Below are 20,900 nucleotides of genomic sequence, written 5' to 3'. Positions count from 1 at the left end.
CGCCGCTGCCCGAGTCCAGGTCCAGTTCGGCATCCACCCCGAAAACGGTTCGGCCGACCCAGTTCCACACGGGGCTCAGCGGATACAGCAGTCCGTTGATCGCGTTCTGCGGGAACTTGTCCCAGAAGATCCCGGTGTAGACGAACAAGAACTGCGGGAAGATCACACAGAACAGGCCGAAGTAGGTGAAGCAGAATCGGAATGCGATGCGCGTCAGCGGATTCCACCTCGCCGACGCGGGGTCCTCGACTCCGGGACCATCGGTGATCTCTCGTTCGATCGACTGCGTACTCGCCGCGCTCACAGCTGCCCCTCCTCCGAAACATGCACAGTGAGCGAACGGTATCGAGTCACCCGGTGCGCGGGCCTCCAGGAAATCCCCCGTCTTTTCCTCGGTAGGAAGTCGTACGTGGTAGCCGTCGAAGTCGTACGTGCTGGCTACACCATTACCGTCTTTCGGCCGGTGCGGCACCCACCGGTCCCGTGCCCCGAAGCCGCCCCGAGCGGCCGCGAGCGGGTGCGGGGCGGGTGCGGGCGCCCACCACCCGACCGGCCGAGTACTCGCATGTCAAGGCCTGGTTCCGGCCAGTGAGCGGGTTCTTCGACCTCGATCGTTTTCCGCCCGCGAGCCGACTGGAACGCGTTACTGTCGCGTATCGCGGCGCACCGCCGCCGATGTGGGCTGCGTCGGAACACGCGGCACCGCTTCATGGTGTCAGGAGGACAACGATGGCCGATGATCCGGATCCCGCCCAGCGGCAGCAACTGACCGTCAGCGAACGCGATCTGGAAGTGCTCGCCGAGGATCTCGCGCGCTGGCTGGATTCGAAAGTCTCCGCCGATCATCCGCCGCGGGTCTCCGGTCTCGCCCGCCCGCAGGCCGGCGGCATGTCCAGCACGACGATTCTGTTCGACGCCGAATGGAGTGTCGACGGCAGGCACGAGCGCGGCTCGTTCGTCGCGCGCATGGCACCGGAGGCCGGGTCCTTTCCGGTGTTCGAGACCTACGATCTGGCCACTCAGTACAAGGTGATGTCCGGCGTAGCCGAGCACACCACCGTGCCCGTACCCGGCCTGTGCTGGCTCGAAGAAGACGAAAAGCACCTCGGCGCGCCCTTTTTCGTGATGAAGCGGGTGGACGGGCGGGTGCCGACGGACAATCCGCCGTACGTGTTCGTCGGCTGGCTGTTCGATGCCACCCCCGAGCAGCGGGCCCAGCTCACCGCGAACACCGTCGAGGTGATCGCGAAAGTCCACGAGATCCCGGACCCGGCCCTGCGCTTTCCCGCCCTGCGCGGCGCGGGACAGTCCCTGCGCCGCCACGTCGAGGCGCAGAAGGCGTGGTATCGCTGGGCTTTGGCCGACGACGGATTCGAAATCCCTTTGCTCGAGCGTACTTTCGATTGGCTCGAAGCGAACTGGCCGAGCGATCCCGGCCCCGACGTACTCAGCTGGGGCGACGCGCGGCCCGGCAACATCATCTTCGACGAATTCCGGCCCGCGGCGGTATTGGACTGGGAGATGGCCGCATTGGGGCCGCGCGAACTAGACGTCGCGTGGGTGATCTTCATCCACCGGTTCTTCCAGGACATCGCCACCCGCTTCGAACAGCCGGGCCTGCCCGACTTCCTGCGCCGGGCCGACGTGGTCGCGAAATACGAAGAGCTGACCGGACATACGGTGCGCGACCTGGACTGGCACATCGTCTACGCGGCGCTGCGCCACGGCATCGTGATGGCCCGGGTCAAACGCCGGATGATCCACTTCGGCGAGGACACCGATACTCCCGACCGGGACGACTATGTGATGCATCGGGCGAGCCTGGAACGGCTGCTCGATGGAACCTACGAATGGGATTGAGATAAACCATGCCAGTTCCCTTGGACGAATACCCGATTCACCAGACCGCGCTGTCGCTGGCCCGGGTGGCGAGTTCCGACCGAAACTTCTACGACCGCAGCTACCTCAACGGGCACAACCGGGACGGCGGCACCTTCTTCATCACCGGGTTCGGCGTGTACCCGAACCTCGGAGTGACCGACGCCTACGCCTGCGTCCGCCGCGGCGACATCCAGCGCACCGTGCGCTTCTCCGACGCGCTCGAAGAACGCAGCCTGGAACAACGCGTCGGCGGCTACCGGATCGAGGTGGTGGAACCGCTGCAACGGATCCGGGTGGTGTGCGAGCACGACGAGCTGTCGTTCGACCTCACCTGGGAAGGCGCCTTCCCCACCGTGCAGGAGCAGCCGCACCTGATCCTGAACGGCAACCGGCCCATCATCCAGGCCAGCCGGTTCGCGCAGGTGGGTTCCTGGGCGGGGACACTGCACGTCGACGGGGAAGACATCACCGTCGATCCGGCGGTGTGGACCGGTACCAGGGACCGGTCGTGGGGTATCCGGCCGGTCGGCGAATCCGAGCCGCCGGGACGGGCGGCGAGCGAACCGTCCGGCGGTTTCTGGTGGATGTATGTCCCGCTGCGCTTCGACGACTTCGCCGTCGTGGTGATCGTGCAGGAAGAGCCGGACGGCACCCGCACGCTCAACGACGCGGTCCGGGTCTGGCCGGACGGGCGCGTCGAGCAGCTCGGCTGGCCTCGCATCTCCATCGACTACCGTTCCGGCACAAGGCATCCCGTCGGCGCCCGGCTCGAACTGACGACCCCCGACGGCAAGCCGCTGGAGATCGAGGTGACCACCGGCACCAACGTGCCCCTGCACGTCGGCTGCGGTTACGGCGGCGACCCGGACTGGCTGCACGGTCAGTGGAAGGGCCGCGACTGGTCCCTGTCCAGCCGCTACGACCTCACCGACCCCGCCATCGTCGCCCGCGCCCCCTACGGCGTCATCGACCACGTCGCCCACGCCCGCTGCAACGGCGCCGAAGGCTGGGGCCTGTTCGAACACGCCAGCATGGGCCGCCACGATCCCACCGGCTTCGCCGACTGGAGTTCCGTCGCACCGTAATTGACGTTGCGCCCTGCTACTACGTGCCCGGAGCAGGGCCGACTCCGGCCCGCAAACGCCGCCCTCGTGCCGCCGAAACCGTTGTCGCCGTGCCGTCATGCCGCAGTCGTAACGGCACGGCGGCGACCACGCCGTGGGTCACGGCGGCAACCGCACGGCCGACGGGCGCCACCCGACGGGTGCGGGAGGCACGGGTCGGGTCAGGGGGCGGGACGGGCCAGGTCAGGGCGTTTGATGTAGTCGGTCAGGCCGATCACGTTGCCCCAGGGGTCGGCCAGTTCCACACTCCAGCCGGTCGCGACTTCGAAGGGCGCGGTGCGCATGTCGACACCGTGCCCTTCGAGTTCCGCCGCGGCGGCACGCACGTCCGGCACCTCCAACCACACCCGCATGGCCGGGGCGGTCCCCTGCCCAGCGGCCGGGTCCAGCTGCGCCATGATGCCTGGCGTCTGAGCCGCGACGCCGAACAGGGCGATCCCGCGCTCGGGCACCGTGAACCGCACGGACAGCCCTAGCCTGCTGCCGTAGAACTCGACCGCGGCAGCCAGGTCCCCCACCGGAACCAGCACATTATCGATCCCTCGGACATCCACCCCGCCATCGTGCCGCACCCCCTCCGACTTCCCGCACCCTTTCCGACTTCCCGCACCCCTTTTCCGCCCTCGCGCACCCGCTACGCCATGCCATAGCGGGGCGGATTCATCCGCCCCGCGTGCGGGAACGCAGAGCTAGCGCGGGAGACCAGGAGGCGCGCGCAGCGTGGCCGCCGTCGGACTCGAGGCACGCCCTGACTCGCTGATACCCGCGCTATAAACCCTGCGGAGAGTCCGGATCTCGAACGCGCTCGGCGACTGCGACGACTACGCCGTCTACTACGCACTTCGGGACTACGAGGAGGCCGCCCGCGGAGGCGAGGAGGGCGGCCGCTTCGGCGACGCTCGGCGTGCCGACTGCCGCGGCAGTTCGCGAATCAGGTTTCGGCACAGTCACTTCGGCTAGTTCCGTAGCGCTGAAAGCCAGCACTCGCACCGCCAACTCCGCCGCCGCCCTCTGCATCCCGACCTCCACCGCCCGCCGATCGATCGTCGCCAAACACTCGATCGCGCGCTCTCCCATCACCTCCCGCACCACCCGCACAATGCGTTCAGCAGATGTCCCCGGCCGCAACCCGAGCCCGACGACGAACTCACCCATCCGCCGCGCGCCTTCCAGTCGGCTCCCCACCGAGCCCGACCACGCGGATAACCACACTCAGCGTCACAGCGCAGACTCCATCACGGTCTCCTGCCCATCCCGAGCAGTCGGCCCACACCGCGACAACGAACGACCACACTCGGCGTCACGGCGCGGATACCCGTAACGGCCCGCTCCAGCCTGAGTAGGCGATCACACCGGGACTGCGAGACACCGCACTCGGCGTCAACGGCGGGCACGAGCGAACTCCGCAGCGGCCGCGACGAAACGAGTTGTCGCTTCGGGGTTTCCGGCGGGGTGGGTGTGCAGGTAGGAGGCGTGGACTCGGTGGACGAGAGCGCCTTCCACGGCGCGGGCTCCGTCGTTGCCGCGCCAACCCCATGCGGGGGCGGCGGTGTTCGAGGCGGTCAGGCGGGTGCGGTGGAATTCGTGGCCGCGTACTCGCTCGCCTGCCCGCCACAGTGCGGAGTCGGCCAGTGCCACGGCGTCTCGGTAGCCGAGGGTCAGGCGCGGTCCGAATTCGGCGTCGGCGTCGACCACGCCCGCCATGGGGTGGCCGTCCAGGGTGCGCGTGAGGTACAGCAGGCCCGCGCATTCCGCATGCACCGGCAGAGCTTGCGCGGCAAGCGACCGCACCGCCGCGAGCAGGTTCGTGTTCGCGGCCAACTCGGCCGCATGCTCCTCGGGAAACCCACCGGGCAGCACCAACCCGGCCGTCCCGCTGGGCAATTCGTCCCGCATCGGATCGAACACCCGAACCTGTGCCCCCGCCGCGCTCAACAACTCACGATGCTCCGCATACCCGAACGTGAACGCCGGACCCCCTGCCATCGCGATCACCGGCCCCGCCCCCGCACGAAAACCGCCCCTTTGCGCCGAACCGCGACCCACCTGGCCACCGGTCCCCCGGACGAGGTCGACGCCGCTCCGATGATCACCGCCGCCCCCGACACCCACACCACCGAACGCGGCCGCGCCGCCACGACCCCCGCCGCCCTCAGCAACACCATCGTTCGAAACCCTACCGACCAGCCCAGATCCACCATCTCGACCACCGAGCGCCTCGTCCCCCTCCCGGACGCCGTTGCCACCGCCACCAGGAACCGCGCCGGCGTGGACAGACCGTCCGCCCGCACCGACGACGGCGAAACCGCCGCATGCCTCCGCGGCGACCGCCTCGGGATCCCACGCCGCGCCCGCGACGCTCGAGCGGGCCAGTGCCGCTATGGCGCGCAGGTCCAGGTGGGCGGCAACGAGATCGGTCATGGCCGCGACGGCGGCGGTGGCTGCGGAGCCGTGTTCGACGGCGGGGATGAGGCCGAGATGCCGTGAGGGGACCTCCAGTTCGGCCATACGGGGGAGGGAGCCGAGGACCGGGAGGCCGACGCGGTCGCAGGCGGCGCGCAACACCTGGTCGTGTCGTTCGCTGCCGACACGGTTCAAAATCACGCCGCCGAGCCGGATTCCGCTGTCGAAGGTTGCGAAGCCGTGCAGGAGCGCGGCCAGGCTTTGACTGTGCCCACGCGCGTCGACGACCAATACCACCGGCGCACCGAGCAATCCGGCGACCTGCGCGGTGGATCCTTCGGCGACCGGGGCGGCGTGGTGTTCGTCGATACGGCCGTCGAACAGCCCCATCACCCCCTCGACCACCGCGAGGTCGCAGCCGAGCGAGCCGTGCCGATACAGCGGCACCACGCGTTGCGCGCCGACCAGCACCGGATCGAGGTTGCGGCCGGGACGTCCCGCTGCCAGTCCGTGGTACCCGGGATCGATGTAATCGGGCCCCACCTTGAACGGTGCGACCCGATGCCCGGCCCGCCCCAGCGCACCGATCAACCCGGTCGCGACCGTCGTCTTCCCGCTCCCCGAGGCAGGGGCGGCGATCACCACCGCGGGCACGCCCGCCATCAGCGCCCCCACCCCACGCAGCCGGGGGCCGCGCACTCACCGAGGGGGAACTGACGGCGGAACCCACTCGGGTTTCGCCGCCACCAGTTCCCCCTCGACGAACTCACCATTCGATGCCGCGCTGGCCTTTGCGGCCCGCGTCCATGGGGTGCTTGACCTTGGTCATCTCGGTGACCAGGTCGGCGGCGTCGAGCAGGGCGCCGGGCGCGTCGCGCCCGGTGATGACGACGTGCTGGTTCCCGGGCCGGGTACGCAGGGTTTCGACGACCTCGTCGATGTCGACCCACCCCCATTTGAGCGGATAGGTGAACTCGTCGAGCACGTAGAAGCGATGCTGTTCGGCTCGCAGCCGACGGGCGATCTCGTGCCAGCCGGCCAGCGCGGCGGCGGCGTGGTCTTCGTCGGTGCCCTGCTTGCGGGACCAGGACCAGCCTTCGCCCATCTTGTGCCATTCGACGGGACCGCCGGCACCGGTCTGCTCGTGCAGGGTGCCGAGGGTGCGAAAAGCGGCCTCCTCCCCCACTTTCCATTTGGCGCTCTTCACAAACTGGAACACGGCGACGTCGAAACCCTGGTTCCAGGCGCGCAAGGCCATGCCGAACGCCGCGGTCGACTTACCCTTGCCCGGCCCGGTGTGCACCGCCAGCACCGGCTGATTGCGCCTCTGCCGTGTGGTGAGCCCGTCTTCGGGCACGGTCTCCGGAACGCCTTTGGGCATCGAATCTCCTTGTCAGTCACGGCTCGTCGCCGAACCGCGGATCGAGCACACCTACCGGGCGTCCTTCGGCACCGGACCGGCCTCCGGAACCGCCCGCCCTACCGGAGGCAACCGCCGCTGATCAAGCGGCACGCGCCCCCACCCGCCCGGATCCGGCGCGCACGATGTCGGCGACCGAATCCCCGGTCAGCTCAGCCAGTCTCAGGTATCCGCCGCGCAGTTCGCGAGCGAGTTCCGCGGCGAGTCCGAGCCGGATCATGCCGCGCTCGCAGTCGACGACGATCGAGGTGACGCCGTCCTGCGCGAGCAGCGCGGCCGCGCTCCGGGCGCGCGGCACCGGATCGACCCCGCCGGTGGCGCGACCGTCGGTGAGCAGCACCAGCATCGGACGGCGACGCGGATCGCGGACGCGTTCACGCTGGACGATCTCGCGAGCTTTGAGCAAGCCCGCGGCCAGCGGCGTCTTGCCGCCGGTGCGCATTCCGGACAGCCGCCGGACCGCGATATCGACCGACGAGGTCGGCGGCAGCACCAGTTCGGCGTCCTGACCACGCACGGTGATCACGGCGACCTTGTCGCGCCGCTGATACGCGTCCCGGAGCAGCGTGACGACCGCGCCGGTGACGGCGGACAACCGGTCCCTGGCCGCCATCGACCCGGACGCGTCGACCACGAAGACGACCAGATTCCCCTCGCGCCCTTCGCGATACGCGCCCCGCAGGTCCTCGGCGACCAGTTTCAGCGGCCCGTCGCCGCGCCCGCGCGCGTGCTGATGCGGCGCGGCGGCGAAGACGGTGCCGAGCAGATGCAGACCGGTGCTGGTCTCCGAGCTGGGCCGCACGACCCGGCCGTGCCGGGATTCCGCCCGCGAGCGGCGACCGGGCGCACCTTCACCGATGCCGGGCACCTCGAAGCGCGGCGGCGACGCCGCAGCGGAAACCGGTGCGCCGGTGCGACCTTCGCGGGCCGGCCGTCCACCCCCTGGTCCGTCCGGCGGCGAGTCGGGATCGTCGTCGGGACCGGGCCCCGCCGCCTCGTCGCTGGCCGTGGGTTCCGTTGTCTGCGTGCTGGATTCGTCGGGGGCATCCGGCCGAGAAGCCCCGGCATCCAGCTGAGCATCCCCGGCCTCCGGCCGGGTGTCCCCGGACTCGAACTCGTCGCCCGCACTGGACGTTCCGTCGTCGGTGGACGATCGTTGCGCGTCTTCGCGCGCCACCTCGTCGGCGGCCTCGCGCATCGCGTCGTCGAGCTGCTCTTCGCTGATTCCCGGCTCGTCGAACGGATCGCGACGGCGCCGGTGCGGCAGTGCGAGTTCCGCGGCGACCCGCACGTCTTCTTCGGTCACGACGTCGGCCCCGCGCCACGCGGCGTGCGCGGTCGCGGTCCGCGCCACCACCAGGTCGGCCCGCATGCCGTCGACGTCGAAAGCGGCGCACAGCGCGGCGATGCGGCGCAGCTCGGTGTCATCGAGGCGCACACCGGCCACCCGGTCCCGCGCCCCCAGGATGCGTTCGGCGACAGCGCGATCCGCGGCGGCGTAGCTCGCGGCGAAGCCCGCCGGGTCGGCTTCGTAGTCCAGCCGCCGGCGCACCACGGCCATCCGCACGTCCACGTTCCGGGAGGCGGCCACGTCGACGGTGAGCCCGAACCGGTCGAGCAGCTGCGGACGCAGCTCGCCCTCTTCCGGGTTCATGGTGCCGACGAGCACGAATCGGGCCGGATGCGAATGCGAGACGCCGTCGCGCTCGATGTGCACCCGGCCCATGGCCGCGGCGTCGAGCAGCACGTCGACCAGGTGATCGTGCAGCAGGTTGACCTCGTCCACGTAGAGCACGCCGTGGTGGGCGGCCGCCAGCAGACCGGGCCGGAACGCCTGTTCGCCATCGCGCAGCACCCGTTCCAGATCCAGCGAACCCACCACGCGGTCCTCGGTGGCGCCGACCGGCAGTTCCACCAGCCGCGCGGGCCGGGCGCCGGTCTCGTCCACCACCGGCGGCAACAGCTGCGCGAGCGCCCGCACGACGGTCGATTTCGCGGTGCCCTTCTCGCCGCGCACCAGCACACCGCCGATGCCGGGGTGCACCGCGCACAGGATCAACGCGAGTTGCAACCGCTCTTGACCGACCACGGCGGAGAACGGGAACCCGGCTTCCCCGTCGGCGGCCGAACGCGCGGACGACCCGGGCGACGACAGTCTTTCGGCATGGGACAACGACACGCCACAACTCTATGCGCGCCACCCCGGGACGCCGACGCTGCCCCACGCCGTGGACGGCCGGAAAAAGATCGAGGCGAGTCGATCGACTCGCCTCGATGGGTTCTAGCCCTTGCGCATCGGCAGGTGCGGGATGCCGTCCTCTTCGAATTCCTCGCCGTCGGGCTTGAATCCGTGCTTGGCGTACATGTCGACCAGGTAGGTCTGCGCGCTCAAGCGCACCGTCGCCGAGCCGACCTCGGCCAGCGCCGCCTGCAACAGCCGGGTGGTGTAGCCGTGGCCGCGCGCCGGGACCGCGGTGCAGAGGCGGCCGATGCGGAACGTCTTCACGCCGTCGACGTGTTCCTCCAGCAACCGCAGGGTCGCGATGACCTCGCCCTCGTCATCGAGCCAGAAGTGCCTGGTCTCCGGCAGCAGGTCGAGGCCGTCCAACTCCGGGTACGCGCATTTCTGTTCGACGACGAAGACTTCTACCCGGAGTTTCAACAGCTGATAGAGGATGGCGGTGTCGAGATCCAACGCCCAGGACCGTTTGAGAGCAACCGTTGACATCATCGCCTGTTGCTATCACAACTAGACGTTTGCCGCGACCCCCGCATGCTTCGGCGTGTTACCCGAATCACCCGTGAGGTTCAGCGTCTTGGACGTCCAGTCCCAAACTTCGCGGAACAACGCCTGGTCCTCGGAGAGCTTGACGCCCAACGACGGAATCATTTCCTTCAGCCGCGGCGTCCAGCCCGCGTACTCCGCGGGGAAGCAGCGCTGCATGACGTCGAGCATCGCGGTGACACCCGTCGAGGCGCCCGGCGACGCGCCGAGCAGGCCGGCGATGGACCCGTCCGCGGCGGCGACCACGGCGGTGCCGAATTCGAGCACACCGCCCGCGCCCTTGCGCCGGATCACCTGGACGCGCTGGCCCGCGGTGATCAGCTCCCAGTCCCGGCCGACGGCGCGCGGGATGAACTCCTTGAGCGTGTCCACCTTGCCCGCCTCGGACTTGAGCAGCTCACTGACCAGGTACTTGGTCAGCCCCAGCTCGGTGACGCCCACGCCGAGCAGCGAGAACAGGTTGTTCGGCTTCACCGACTTGAACAGGTCGGTGAGCTTGCCCTCCTTGAGGAACTTCGGCGTCCAGCCGGCGTAGGGGCCGAACAGCAGACCCGGCGTGCCCTTGATCACGCGAGTGTCCAAGTGCGGCACCGACATCGGCGGCGCGCCGACCGCGGCCTTGCCGTACACCTTGGCCTCGTGCTGCCGGATCAGATCCGGGTTGGTGCAGCGGAAGAACTGACCGCTCACCGGGAAGCCGCCGAAGCCGTCGATCTCCTTGATGCCGGACTTCTGCAGCAGCGGCAGCGCGCCGCCGCCCGCACCGACGAACACGAATTTGCTGTTGAGCGTGCGGGTTTCGCGGGTGCGCAGGTTGCGCACCTTGATCAGCCAGGACCCGTCGGACTGCTTGGCCAGGTCGCGCACCTCGTGCCCGAACGCCAGATCCGCGCCGGTGCGGCCGAGGTAGGCCAGCAGCTCCTGGGTGAGCGAACCGAAGTCGATATCGGTGCCGCCCTCGGTCCAGTTCAGCGCGACCGGATCGGAGAAGTCGCGCCCGCGCGCCATCAGCGGCAGTCGCCGAGCGAACTCGTCGGGGCTGTCGATGTACTCCATGCCTTCGAACAGCGGGTGCCGCGACAGCGCGTCATAGCGCTTGCGCAGGTAGTCGACGTTGTCCGCGCCGTGCACGAAGCTCACGTGCGGGATCGGGTTGATGAACGTCGAGGGCTCGCCGAGGATGCCGTTCTCGACCGCGTAGGACCAGAACTGGCGCGACACCTGGAATCGCTCGTTGATGTCGACGGCCTTGGTGATGTCCACCGAGCCGTCGGCGTTCTGCGGGCTGTAGTTCAGCTCGCACAGCGCCGAGTGTCCGGTGCCCGCGTTGTTCCACGGGTCGCTGCTCTCCGCCGACGCGGCGTCGAGCCGCTCGAACAGGGAGATCGACCAGTCGGGCTGCAGCTGCCGCAGCAGCGCGCCGAGGGTGGCACTCATGATGCCGGCACCGATGAGTACGACATCGGTCTTTTCAGTCATCGCAGCGTTCGGCACGGGTAGATCGACTTCCTTGTCCTTCTGCGCGGGCCCACCGGGCGGGTGGACCTGCCTGGGCACGGTACTTACGTGTGATGCCTCGGTCGGAAACCATGGCGGGGGTTAGGTTACCCGCCGTTCACCTAAGTCCAATTGTGCACCTCACCACGCCGATCCCCCGCGCCGAACCCGCCGAATGTGACATAGATTGTGTGTGTGACAAAGGAAACTTCACTTGCCGTTCCCGAGACGCGCACGCAAGCCGACGGGCAGTGGAAAGCCGATGTCCTGGGCGCGAACTACCAGCAGCGCACGCTGTCTTTCGGCGCCGATCCCGACGGTGAGGGCGAGGCCGTGGCCACGCTGGTTCGATACGCCCCCGGCGGCAAGGTCGCGGCCACCGCGGGCGCGGTGCTCTACGTGCACGGGTTCACCGACTACTTCTTCCAGGAGCACATCGCCGAGCATTTCGCGGCGCGCGGCTACCAGTTCTACGCACTGGATCTGCGCAAGTGCGGACGCTCGCTGCGCGACGGCCAGACACCGCACTATGTGACCGATCTCGCACTGTATGACGAGGAGTTGAACGAGGCCTTACGCATCGTGCGCGCGGAGACCGCCGCGCCGGTGGTACTCAACGCGCATTCGACCGGCGGACTGATCCTGGCGCTGTGGCTCAACCGGCTCAACAAGGCGCGGGGCACCGCGCAGGCGGGCATCACGGGCTTGGTGCTCAACAGCCCCTGGTTCGATCTGCAAGGGCCGTCCTACTACCGGACCGTCGGCACACCGATCATCAAGGCGGTCGGGCGCTTTCGGAAGATGCTCGAGCTGCCCGCGGGCAAGGCCAGCAGCTACGGCGACAGCCTGCATCACAGCGTCGCGGGTGAGTGGGACTACAACCTGGACTGGAAACCGTTGCAGGGCTTCCCCGTCCGGTTCGGCTGGCTGCGCGCGATCCGCAACGGTCACGCCGAATTGCACGGCGGCCTCGACATCGGCGTGCCGTCGCTGATCCTGCGCTCGCGGATGACGAAGTTCGCCCGCAAGTACGGTCCCGCCGTCGACGTCGCCGACGCGGTGCTGGACGTCAAGCAGATTCAGCGCTGGTCCGGGTGCCTCGGCGACCGCACCAACATCGTGCCGATCGACGGTGCGCGCCACGACGTGTTCCTGTCCTCGGCCGAGCCGCGCGCGCACGCGTTCGCCGAACTCGACAGCTGGCTGGATTGGCTGGCCGGGTACCTGGCCCAGGCACCCGCCGGCTCACCAGGTGCTGGTGCGTAGCACGATCTCGGTGGCCAACTCGTGGTCGGCCTCGGTCGCCACATTGCTGACGTCGACGTCGACCACCCGGAATTCGCCGTAGACGAAGCGACCGGAGGCGTCGGCGACCGACCGGGGCAGGTTCTTGGTCACCAGCACCGTGGTCGGCAGTTCCACCGGTCGCACCGTGGCGTCGGAAACGGTGCCGTCCGCGCCCGGGGCCGCGGGATGCCCGCGATCGGCCACCACGAGGCTGATGAACCGGCCGAATCCGGCCGCACAGGCCCGCCAGGCCAGGTCCGCGCCCGCACCGCGGGCGGCGACGTTCGCCCAGGGCACCCCGATCTCGTCCAGGATCGCGGTGACGCCCGCCGCGTCGAGGCCCTCGATCGTCTCCGGCACCACGGTGCGCAGATCGGAGTTGTGCAATCGGGCACACACCTGGTCGTAGACGTCCGCCGGGTCACCGAGGTCGGGCAGCAGCAACACGCTGTGCCGGGATTCCGGCCCGTCGACCCGCACGGTCCATGCCCGGTCACCGACCGTGATCTGCCGAGATTTCATGCCGAATCACGCTACACGGCTCAGCTGAACGAAGTCCGGTCTTCTCAGGCCAGTAATCGCATCCCGGCCTGCTCGCCCGCGTTGTGGTCGAACGTGACGGTGAGATCGCAGCCCGCCTCCTGGCCCAGCTGCTGGATGAGCGCGTCGGCGAAGTCCGCGCCGTCGGCGGCCCGGCGCAGTGCCTGGCGCACGGTGTCGGCCCGCTCGATGACGATCTCGGTGGAGTCCAGCAGGCCGAGCAGCACGTCGGTGACCGCCTCGGGATCCTGCTTGTAGCCGCGGCGCAGCACCCAGTGGATCTCGGCGAGCACGATCATCGTGACGTAGCCGGGCCGGGTCTCGCTGAGCCCGTCGATCACCTGGTTGGCCCGCGCGGACTGCTCCGGGTCGTCCTGGGTGAGGTAGCGGATCAGCACGTTGGCGTCCAGACCGATCATTTCTGCTTGCCTTCCACGATGTTGCCCGTGATGGCCTCGTTCATCTGCACGAGCCCGATCGGCGAGCCGGACCAGCCGACGATTCCCTTGAGCGACTTGATGGTCCGGGTTTCGGGCACCAGTTCGTAGGTGCCGTTCGCGGTCGGCACGAAGGCGACCCGGACCCCCGCCCGCAGCCCCATCGCGACCCGGACGTCGATCGGGATGGTGATCTGCCCCTTGCTGGTCACGGTCGCGGACACCACATTGCCCGACCTGCCGCCGGGTCTCTTGTCTGCTGCCATTTCGCTCACCGACCAAACTTCCGCGCCGAGGACCCGTGCCTTACCCGGGGTCGAATTCCTTACTGAAAGGTAAGGGGCAGGGTTCGCCGCGTCAACAGTTCAGGTCGACGTCGGTGCTCGCATGCGTGCGCAAGATCGGCAATCCGGCGGGCGCGCCCGCGCCGACGAGCCGTTCGAGCTGGGCGATATCCAGGTGCTGTTCGATCAGGTCGGCCAGCAGATCCAGCTGGCTCGTGCGGACGGCGTCGACCGAAGTGTCTTCGGCCGCAACGAAACCCGTCCGGCCCGCAGCTGTGGCGACCGAACGCAGCCAGGCCCGGCGGAACTCGTCCGATTCGAGCAGCCCGTGCAGGTGCGTGCCCCAGACAGCCGCGCGGACCGAACCTTCCGGCTCGCCGTCGAGCCGCAACCACGCCGGGTCGCCGCTGCGCACCACCCGCCCATGGTGGATCTCGTAGCCGTGCAGCGGAATTCCCGCTACTTCTGCCGCGTGGCCGTGTCCGCTACTGCGTCGCAACACCTTCGGATCGGCGAAGGAGATCTCCAGATCGAACAGGCCGAGTCCCGCGACTTCCCCCGCGCCCGACTCGACCGGGTCCACGATCCGGGTGCCCAGCATCTGGTAGCCGCCACAGATACCGAGGATCGGCCGTCCGGCGCGGGCCCGGGCTACCAGCGCATCGGCAAGTCCGTTGCGCCGCAACCATTCCAGATCCGACACGGTTGCCTTGCTGCCCGGCAGCACCACCAGGTCGGCCTCCCCGAGCCGGGACGGTTCGCTCACCCAGCGCACGGAAACCCCCGGCTCGCAGGCCAACGCCTCGACATCGGTGGAGTTGGAGATGCGCGGCAACCGGATGGCGGCGACCGTCAGCCATTCGGTGCCGACGGGTGGGCGCGGACGGCCGACCGGCGCGTCCGCCACGGTGCTCAGCGAATCCTCGGCGTCGATCCACAGGTCCTCGGCGAACGGCAGCACCCCGAGGGTGGGACGGCCGGTGAGTTCGGTCAGCCGGTCCAGGCCGGGTCGCAGCAGCTCGACATCGCCACGGAACTTGTTCACCACGAAACCCGAGATCAATTGCTGGTCTTCGGGTGCCAGGATGGCGACGGTGCCGAACAGGTGCGCGAGCACGCCGCCGCGGTCGATATCCCCGACCAGCAGCACGGGAAGGGACGCGGCCTGCGCGAGGCCCATGTTCGCGAGATCGGTTGCCCGGAGGTTGATTTCGGCGGGCGATCCGGCGCCCTCACCGATCACCACATCGAATTCGGCACGCAGGGCGGCGAGTTCGGTCGCGACCACGGCGCGCAGTTCCTGGCGATGCCGGAAGTAGTCGCGCGCACCGACGGTGCCGACCGCCTTGCCCCGCACCACCAACTGCGAGCGCCGGTCACTGCCCGGCTTCAACAGCACCGGATTGAACCGCACGCTCGGCTCCAGGCCGCAGGCGCGGGCCTGCAATGCCTGCGCCCGGCCGATCTCCCCGCCGTCGAGGGTGACCACCGAGTTGTTCGACATGTTCTGCGCCTTGAACGGCGCGACCCGCACGCCGCGCCGCGCCAGCATCCGGCAGATCCCGGCCACCACGACGCTCTTGCCCGCGTCCGAGGTCGTGCCCGCGACGAGCAGCGCACCCTTCACCGCGTCGGCCGACTTCGTTGACCACCCCGCGGCGCGAGCTTCGGTCCGAGCCGACCACTCACGGCAAAGTCAGGATTTCCGCGCCGGTTTCCGTGACCACGAGGGTGTGTTCGAACTGGGCTGTCCACTTGCGGTCCTTGGTGACCACGGTCCAGCCGTCGTTCCAGATCTCGTAGTCGATCCCGCCGAGGTTGATCATCGGCTCGATGGTGAACGTCATGCCGGGCTCGATGATCGACTCGATGGCGGGCTGGTCGTAGTGCAGGATCACCAGGCCGCTGTGGAAGGTGGGGCCGACGCCGTGACCGGTGAAGTCGCGCACCACGCCATAGCCGAAGCGGTTCGCGTAGGACTCGATCACCCGGCCGATGACGTTGAGCGCTCGCCCGGGCCGGACCGCCTTGATGGCCCGCAGCGTGGCTTCTTCGGTCCGCTCGACGAGCAGGCGCACCTCTTCGTCCACCTCGCCGGCCAGGTAGGTCTTGTTGGTGTCGCCGTGCACGCCGTGGATGTAGGCGGTGACGTCGATATTGACGATGTCGCCGTCCTCGATCACGGTGGAGTCCGGAATGCCGTGGCAGATCACCTCGTTCAGCGAGGTGCAGCACGACTTCGGAAAGCCCTTGTAGCCCAGGGTCGACGGGTAGGCGCCGTGGTCGCACATGTACTCGTGCGCGATCCGGTCCAGTTCGTCGGTGGTGACGCCGGGCGCGACGGCCTTGCCCGCCTCTTCCAGCGCCTGCGCCGCGATCTTGCTCGCGATCCGCATCTTCTCGATCGTCTCCGCGGTCTGCACCCAGGGCTCGCGGCCCTCGTTGACGGTCTTCTTCCACGCGTATTCGGGGCGCTCGATCGTGCGCGGGACCTCGCGGGTGGGCGAGAGGGTCCCGGGGGTCAGCGGCTTACGAGTGCGGACAGACATGTGAACAGCGTAATCGGCGCGCGACGCACGCGCCGACGGCCCTACTGGTCGTGGAACTCCCGCGCGGTCCGCTCGACGACTTCGGCGACCGAGCACACCGCGTGCACGCCGCTGACGGTGTGACCGCCGCTGTAGAGATCGCGCCAAGGCTCGGCTCGGTCCGCCTGTGCGAGCAACGTGCCGACGTCGGCACCGCCGGTGTGCCGGTCGAGCGCTGGGCCTGCCATGTCGAGCGACGGCCGCAGCATGCTGGTGGGCAGACCGGTCAGGGCCGAGGTGAGGACGACGTCGTCCAGCGTGGTCGCGGCGACCATCTCTTTGTGTGCCGCGGGCGCGAGACTCTCCGTAGTAGCAAGGAATTTCGTACCGAGGTAGGCCAGGTCGGCCCCGAGTGCCAGCGCCGCACGCAAGGCGACGCCGTCGGCGATACCACCTGCGAGCACCACCGGCCCGGCGTAGAACTCGCGGACCGCGCGCACGAAGGCGAACGGGTTGGCCCAGCCGGTCTGGCCGCCCGCACCCGCAGTGAGCAGGATGAGTCCGTCGGCGCCTGCCTCGACGGCCCGTCTGGCGTGCCGCAGCGAGGCGACATCGGCGAACACCAGGGTCCGGGTCAGCCGCAGCGCCTCGATCACCGGCGCGGGCGAGCCGACCGAGGTGATCACCAGATCGGTGGGCAGCTCCTGAAGCACCCCCAGATCGTCCGCCAACCGTGGGTTGCTCTTGTGCACAATCAGATTCGCCGCGACCGGCGCGTCGGTCGGCGCGAGCCCGGACCGGATGCGACCGAGCCATTCGCCGAGTTGCGCGCTGGTCCGGGCGTTGGCGGTGGGGAACGCACCGATCACGCCCGCCCGGCACGCCGCCAGCACCAGTTCCGGGCCCGACACCAGGAACATCGGCGCGGCGATGATCGGCAGCCGCAGTCTGCGCCGGATTCGATCGAAGGTGCTCATGCACCGAGCCCGTTGCGCTCGACGGCGCTCCCGGTGCCCGCCAGAATGGTGCGGGCCACCAGCACAGGTTTGTCCCACATCGGCATGTGCCCGCAGTCGGGCAGCCGCACGATCCGGACGTCATCGGGCAGCTGATCGAGAAAACGGCTGTCCCCCGCGCGCACCATGCGGTCGTGCGAGCCGAACGCCAGCGTGATCGGCACGGTGATGCCCTGTCCCCCTTCGAATCTGGACGTGCGGGCGAAGTGCAGGGCACGCCGCAACGTGGGCGCCGAGATGCGCAGGTCGTCGAAGAAATCGATCGCCTCGGCGTAGGTGAAATTGCGGGGATGCTTGACCGGCGTCGAGAGCGCGGCCGCACGCAGCAGCGGCGATCGCAGCAGCACGCGGGCGCGGGTGTGGAACAGCCACGCGCCGAAGAATCCCGCGGCGAACTGCGCGCGGGTGCGCAACGGCATGCTGTCGGCCCAGAGCCCGGCGGGCCCGATCGCGACGACACTGCGGGCCAGCCCCCGTTTCGCGGCTTCCAGCGCCAGCCAGCCGCCCATGGAGTTGCCCGCGATGTCCACCGGCGTACGCACGCCGATGCGCGCGAGTTCAGCTGCCAGCTCGCGCATCGCCACCGCCATGTCGAACTCCGGCTCGGCGAGCGCAGGCGTCCGGCCGAAGCCGGGGAAGTCCAGCGCGAGCACTCGCCGCTCGGTGGCGAGCAGATCGACCACCGGCAGCCAGCTGCGCACCGAGGAGCCGCCGCCGTGCAACAGCACGAGCGGCCTGCCGGTGCCGACGTCGATGCGATTCCAGCCGGTCATGGTAAGCCTCCTTCGTTGTCGGGCCAGGACTTCGAGCCCTCAAGCACCGGACACCCGGCTCGGGTGACCGGCCCAGTACGGTTCCCGCAACTGCTTGCGCAGCAGCTTGCCGACCACGCTCTTGGGCAGCGGCTCGGTGGTCAGCTCGACACGGCTCGGCTTCTTGTAGGAACCGAGCCGTTCCCGGCACAGTTCGACGAGTTCGCTCGCGGTGACCGCGGCCGGATCGGTGACGGTGACCACCGCCATCGGCGTTTCACCCCAGCGCTGGTCCGGTATCCCGAAAACCGCGGCCTCGACCACGGCCGGATGGTCGGCCAGCACGGTTTCCAGTTCGGCGGGCCAGATGTTGAAGCCACCGGAGACGATCATGTCCTCGGCCCGGTCCAGCACGTAGAGGAATCCGTTGCGGTCCAGCCGCCCGATATCCCTGGTCCGCACCCAACCGTCGACCAGCCTGGTCTCGGTCAGTTCTGCGTCGCGCCAGTAGCCGCGCATCTGACCCTCGACCTTCGCCACGATTTCCCCCACCTCGCCGACCGGCACGACGTTGCCGTCCTCGTCGCGGATCTCCACCTGGGCGTACGGCGCCACCCGACCGGCCGAGCGCATCGGTTCGGACCCTTCGACCGTGCCGAACCATTCCTCGGCGGCCATGAACGAGATCGGTACTGCCTCGGTCTGCCCGAAGCCCTGACACAAGGTGTCGCCGAACACTTTTCGGCCGAGCAGGGCCGTGGCGTCGGTGATCGGCGCGCCGCCGACCAGGATCGTGCGCAGATGCGGCCACGTCTGTTCGGCCGCGGCGGGCTGCCAGGCCAGCGCGGCGAGCAGGCTGGGCGAGGCGAACATATGGCTCACCCGATGCTCGGCCATCATCGTCAGCACCTTGCCCGGGTCGAACGCACCGAACATCAGGTTGGCCGCTCCCGCCAGCCAGCCCGGAAGGAACAGGTACCCGGACGCGTGCGAGATGGGGCCCGCGTGACCGACCACGCTCGCGCGACCGATCCGTTCGACTCCGTACGCCCAGTTCCGGCAGTTCAGCACCCAGTCGTGCTGGCTGTAGGCCACGCCCTTCGGCTGGCCGGTGGTGCCCCCGGAGAACCGGATGACGTACCAGGCGTCGGGATCGATCGGCAGTCGCGGGTCGGTATCGTCCTGCTCGGCCAGCCACCCCGCGTAAGTGTTGTCCCGCACGATGACCCGCTCCAAGCAGTCGAGCTGCCCGGCCAGCCCGCGCACCGAGTCGGCGAAGGTCTCGTCGGTGAGCACGACCTTGGCATCGGTGCTGCCGATCATGTGCGCGTGCGCCGCGGCGGAATTCCGCGGATACAGCGGCACCCGTACCGCGCCGGCGATGGCGCAACCGAGCACGGTGTCCACGCAGCCCAGGTTGTTGTCCTCCAAACCGGCGACCCGGTCTCCGGTGCGAACACCTAACGCGCGCAACGCATTCGCCAGCTGCACCCCGCGCGCCCACGCTTGCGCGAACGTCAGCGTGCCCTGCTCGGTGATGATCGCCGTGCGGTCGGCGTTGAGCTCGGCGGCTTGGCGCATGAGCGTGGTCACATCCATCGGTGCCCGGGTCCTTCCGTCGACTGGAACGTCTTCGAGCATCGTCCGAATGGCCCCGTTGCCACCATGGAGCGGTTTCCGGACTTGTCGGCAGCCCCCTTGTAGCCGATTACAAACGGCTCGTCTTACACTGCCCGCATGTCAGGTGCCAGTACCGCGACGGCGAAACGACGCCTGGTCACCGAGCTGGCCGCGCGCGAATCGAAGGTGCTGGACCGCATCGTCGGTGCGGCCCGCACGGAGATCCCGGCGTACGCACGCCTCGGCCCGGACATGTTGCGCCCGCTGACGGCTCGGATGATCGAGTCCATGCTGCTGGCCATGGTCGAGGAGCGCGGCCCGTCCAGCACCGAGTTGCGGGCCTTCCACGAATTCGGCGTCATCCGCGCGGGTCAGGGCATCGCGCTCGCGGAGATGCTCGGCGCGTGGCGGCTGGCGGTGCGGGTGATCCTCGACGAAGTCGTTGAGATCGGTCAGGCACAGCGTCTGTCGGGCCACGTGCAACTCGCGCTCACCCGGCAGTTGCTCGACATCGTCGACGTGGCCATTCTCGAGCTCACCGGCGGCCACCGCGAGGTGGAACTCGCGAACGCGGGCCGCGACCACCAGGCCCGCGCCGACTTCACCCGCGCCGCGCTCACCGGCACCCTCACCCGCGCCGAAATCGGTTTGCGCGCCCAGCAATACAGCCTCGACCTCGAGCAGCCGGTCATCCCGTTCCGCGCCCGCCCCACCGCGGAAAACGGCTCGGCCGAGCTAGCGCACCTGTTCACCAGGTCCGGTCGGATCGGGTTCGTGACGACCATCGACGGCGACCTCGCCGGATTCACCGATCGGCTCCCGGACGCGCCCCCCGTCCCCACCGGATTCGGTCCGGCCACCCCGATCGACCAACTCCCGACCGGGTTCGTCCAGGCCACCCGCGCACTCAACACCGCGGCCGCATTCACCCTCCCCGGTGCGCACAGCGTCGCCGACCTCGGCCTGCTGCCCGCCGTCCTCGCCGACACCGAGGTCGGCGACCACCTCGTCCGCCGCTACCTCGACCCGCTGCAGCGCACCGACAGCCCCGACCTCTACCGCCAGACCCTGCACACCTACCTGGAATCCGGCCTGCACATCGAAACCACCGCCCGCGCATTGGTCGTCCACCCCAACACCGTCCGCTACCGCATCGACCGCTACCAAGCCCTCACCGGCCACGACCTCCGCACCCCTGCCACCACTCTGGAACTCTGGTGGGCCCTACGCCGCCACCACCTCCGAACCACCATCTTGTAAATCCGTACAAGAACCTCGGGCAGACGCACAGGCCGGGATCGCAGCGCAGAGCCGGCGCGGAATACC

The 20,900-nt window shown here is 69.1% G+C and carries 19 protein-coding genes and 1 pseudogene; 4 read left to right on the top strand and 16 right to left on the bottom strand.

All coding sequences use genetic code 11. From position 1 onward, the window contains the following. Window positions 1-304 (bottom strand): annotated as a pseudogene (locus NBRGI_RS12860) (DoxX family protein); the annotation flags it as partial. 425 nt (window positions 305-729) lie between these two features. Here NBRGI_RS12860 and NBRGI_RS12855 point away from each other — a divergent pair. Then, the gene (locus NBRGI_RS12855) at window positions 730-1,860 is read left to right on the top strand and encodes a phosphotransferase family protein (protein WP_029895868.1); all 1,131 of its coding nucleotides are present in this window, start codon (window positions 730-732) and stop codon (window positions 1,858-1,860) included. Between the two features lie 8 nt (window positions 1,861-1,868). Further along, window positions 1,869-2,966 carry a DUF7064 domain-containing protein gene (locus NBRGI_RS12850; RefSeq protein WP_029895866.1) on the top strand — a complete coding sequence of 366 codons (1,098 nt, stop codon included), beginning with the start codon at window positions 1,869-1,871 and terminating at the stop codon, window positions 2,964-2,966. 200 nt (window positions 2,967-3,166) lie between these two features. On the opposite strand, the gene NBRGI_RS12845 is transcribed toward NBRGI_RS12850, so the two are convergent. From NBRGI_RS12845 to mqo, 7 genes are all read right to left on the bottom strand, one after another. Continuing rightward, a complete protein-coding gene (locus NBRGI_RS12845) occupies window positions 3,167-3,535 on the bottom strand; it encodes a VOC family protein (protein ID WP_235210932.1) in 369 nt (122 codons plus the stop codon). 238 nt (window positions 3,536-3,773) lie between these two features. Continuing rightward, window positions 3,774-4,160 (bottom strand): cobalamin biosynthesis protein, encoded by a 387-nt coding sequence (locus NBRGI_RS12840; RefSeq protein ID WP_029895861.1) that lies wholly within the window; start codon window positions 4,158-4,160, stop codon window positions 3,774-3,776. A gap of 225 nt (window positions 4,161-4,385) precedes the next feature. Continuing rightward, the gene (locus tag NBRGI_RS12835) at window positions 4,386-6,053 is read right to left on the bottom strand and encodes a cobyrinate a,c-diamide synthase (protein ID WP_235210934.1); all 1,668 of its coding nucleotides are present in this window, start codon (window positions 6,051-6,053) and stop codon (window positions 4,386-4,388) included. Between the two features lie 121 nt (window positions 6,054-6,174). Continuing rightward, entirely contained in the window at window positions 6,175-6,789 is a 615-nt protein-coding gene (cobO, locus tag NBRGI_RS12830) for a cob(I)yrinic acid a,c-diamide adenosyltransferase (protein ID WP_029895857.1), read from the bottom strand. A 121-nt stretch (window positions 6,790-6,910) separates the two neighbouring features. Next, window positions 6,911-8,983, bottom strand: a complete 2,073-nt coding sequence (locus tag NBRGI_RS12825; RefSeq protein WP_051727703.1) for a magnesium chelatase subunit D family protein — start codon at window positions 8,981-8,983, stop codon at window positions 6,911-6,913. A 126-nt stretch (window positions 8,984-9,109) separates the two neighbouring features. Beyond that, a complete protein-coding gene (locus NBRGI_RS12820; RefSeq protein WP_029895853.1) occupies window positions 9,110-9,559 on the bottom strand; it encodes a GNAT family N-acetyltransferase in 450 nt (149 codons plus the stop codon). An 18-nt stretch (window positions 9,560-9,577) separates the two neighbouring features. Beyond that, window positions 9,578-11,092, bottom strand: a complete 1,515-nt coding sequence (gene mqo, locus NBRGI_RS12815; RefSeq protein ID WP_036558776.1) for a malate dehydrogenase (quinone) — start codon at window positions 11,090-11,092, stop codon at window positions 9,578-9,580. A 213-nt stretch (window positions 11,093-11,305) separates the two neighbouring features. On the opposite strand from mqo, the gene NBRGI_RS12810 reads away from it, so the two are divergent. Next, entirely contained in the window at window positions 11,306-12,376 is a 1,071-nt protein-coding gene (locus NBRGI_RS12810; RefSeq protein ID WP_370627739.1) for an alpha/beta hydrolase, read from the top strand. Here NBRGI_RS12810 and NBRGI_RS12805 read toward each other — a convergent pair. The 8 genes from NBRGI_RS12805 to NBRGI_RS12770 all read right to left on the bottom strand — a co-directional run bounded on the left by NBRGI_RS12805 (window position 12,356) and on the right by NBRGI_RS12770 (window position 19,553). Beyond that, window positions 12,356-12,919 (bottom strand): hypothetical protein, encoded by a 564-nt coding sequence (locus NBRGI_RS12805; protein ID WP_014986946.1) that lies wholly within the window; start codon window positions 12,917-12,919, stop codon window positions 12,356-12,358. The two genes, NBRGI_RS12810 and NBRGI_RS12805, sit on opposite strands and share 21 nt — an antisense overlap. 44 nt (window positions 12,920-12,963) lie before the next feature. Next, complete coding sequence (locus tag NBRGI_RS12800) at window positions 12,964-13,356, bottom strand: PIN domain-containing protein (RefSeq protein WP_014986947.1); 393 nt, start codon at window positions 13,354-13,356, stop codon at window positions 12,964-12,966. After that, window positions 13,353-13,640 (bottom strand): AbrB/MazE/SpoVT family DNA-binding domain-containing protein, encoded by a 288-nt coding sequence (locus NBRGI_RS12795; RefSeq protein WP_200882160.1) that lies wholly within the window; start codon window positions 13,638-13,640, stop codon window positions 13,353-13,355. Before NBRGI_RS12795 ends, NBRGI_RS12800 begins: the two co-directional genes overlap by 4 nt. Before the next feature lie 91 nt (window positions 13,641-13,731). Further along, window positions 13,732-15,285, bottom strand: a complete 1,554-nt coding sequence (locus NBRGI_RS12790; RefSeq protein ID WP_029895847.1) for a cobyric acid synthase — start codon at window positions 15,283-15,285, stop codon at window positions 13,732-13,734. Between the two features lie 58 nt (window positions 15,286-15,343). Beyond that, the gene (gene map / locus NBRGI_RS12785) at window positions 15,344-16,207 is read right to left on the bottom strand and encodes a type I methionyl aminopeptidase (protein WP_014986950.1); all 864 of its coding nucleotides are present in this window, start codon (window positions 16,205-16,207) and stop codon (window positions 15,344-15,346) included. A gap of 41 nt (window positions 16,208-16,248) precedes the next feature. Then, window positions 16,249-17,163 (bottom strand): NAD(P)H-dependent flavin oxidoreductase, encoded by a 915-nt coding sequence (locus NBRGI_RS12780; protein ID WP_029895844.1) that lies wholly within the window; start codon window positions 17,161-17,163, stop codon window positions 16,249-16,251. Continuing rightward, entirely contained in the window at window positions 17,160-17,975 is an 816-nt protein-coding gene (locus NBRGI_RS12775) for an alpha/beta fold hydrolase (RefSeq protein ID WP_051727701.1), read from the bottom strand. Before NBRGI_RS12775 ends, NBRGI_RS12780 begins: the two co-directional genes overlap by 4 nt. A 39-nt stretch (window positions 17,976-18,014) precedes the next feature. After that, window positions 18,015-19,553, bottom strand: a complete 1,539-nt coding sequence (locus NBRGI_RS12770) for a class I adenylate-forming enzyme family protein (RefSeq protein ID WP_029895840.1) — start codon at window positions 19,551-19,553, stop codon at window positions 18,015-18,017. Between the two features lie 138 nt (window positions 19,554-19,691). Between NBRGI_RS12770 and NBRGI_RS12765 the strand changes: the two genes are divergently transcribed. Beyond that, window positions 19,692-20,834: a PucR family transcriptional regulator gene (locus NBRGI_RS12765; protein WP_051727700.1), complete on the top strand. Its 1,143-nt coding sequence runs from the start codon at window positions 19,692-19,694 to the stop codon at window positions 20,832-20,834. Window positions 20,835-20,900: the final 66 nt, after the last annotated feature.

The organism is Nocardia brasiliensis IFM 10847, assembly GCF_000710915.1.
Lineage (GTDB): Bacteria > Actinomycetota > Actinomycetes > Mycobacteriales > Mycobacteriaceae > Nocardia > Nocardia brasiliensis_A.
The sequence above is the reverse complement of the archived record's forward strand: the minus strand, read 5'-3'. Positions and strand labels throughout refer to the sequence as shown.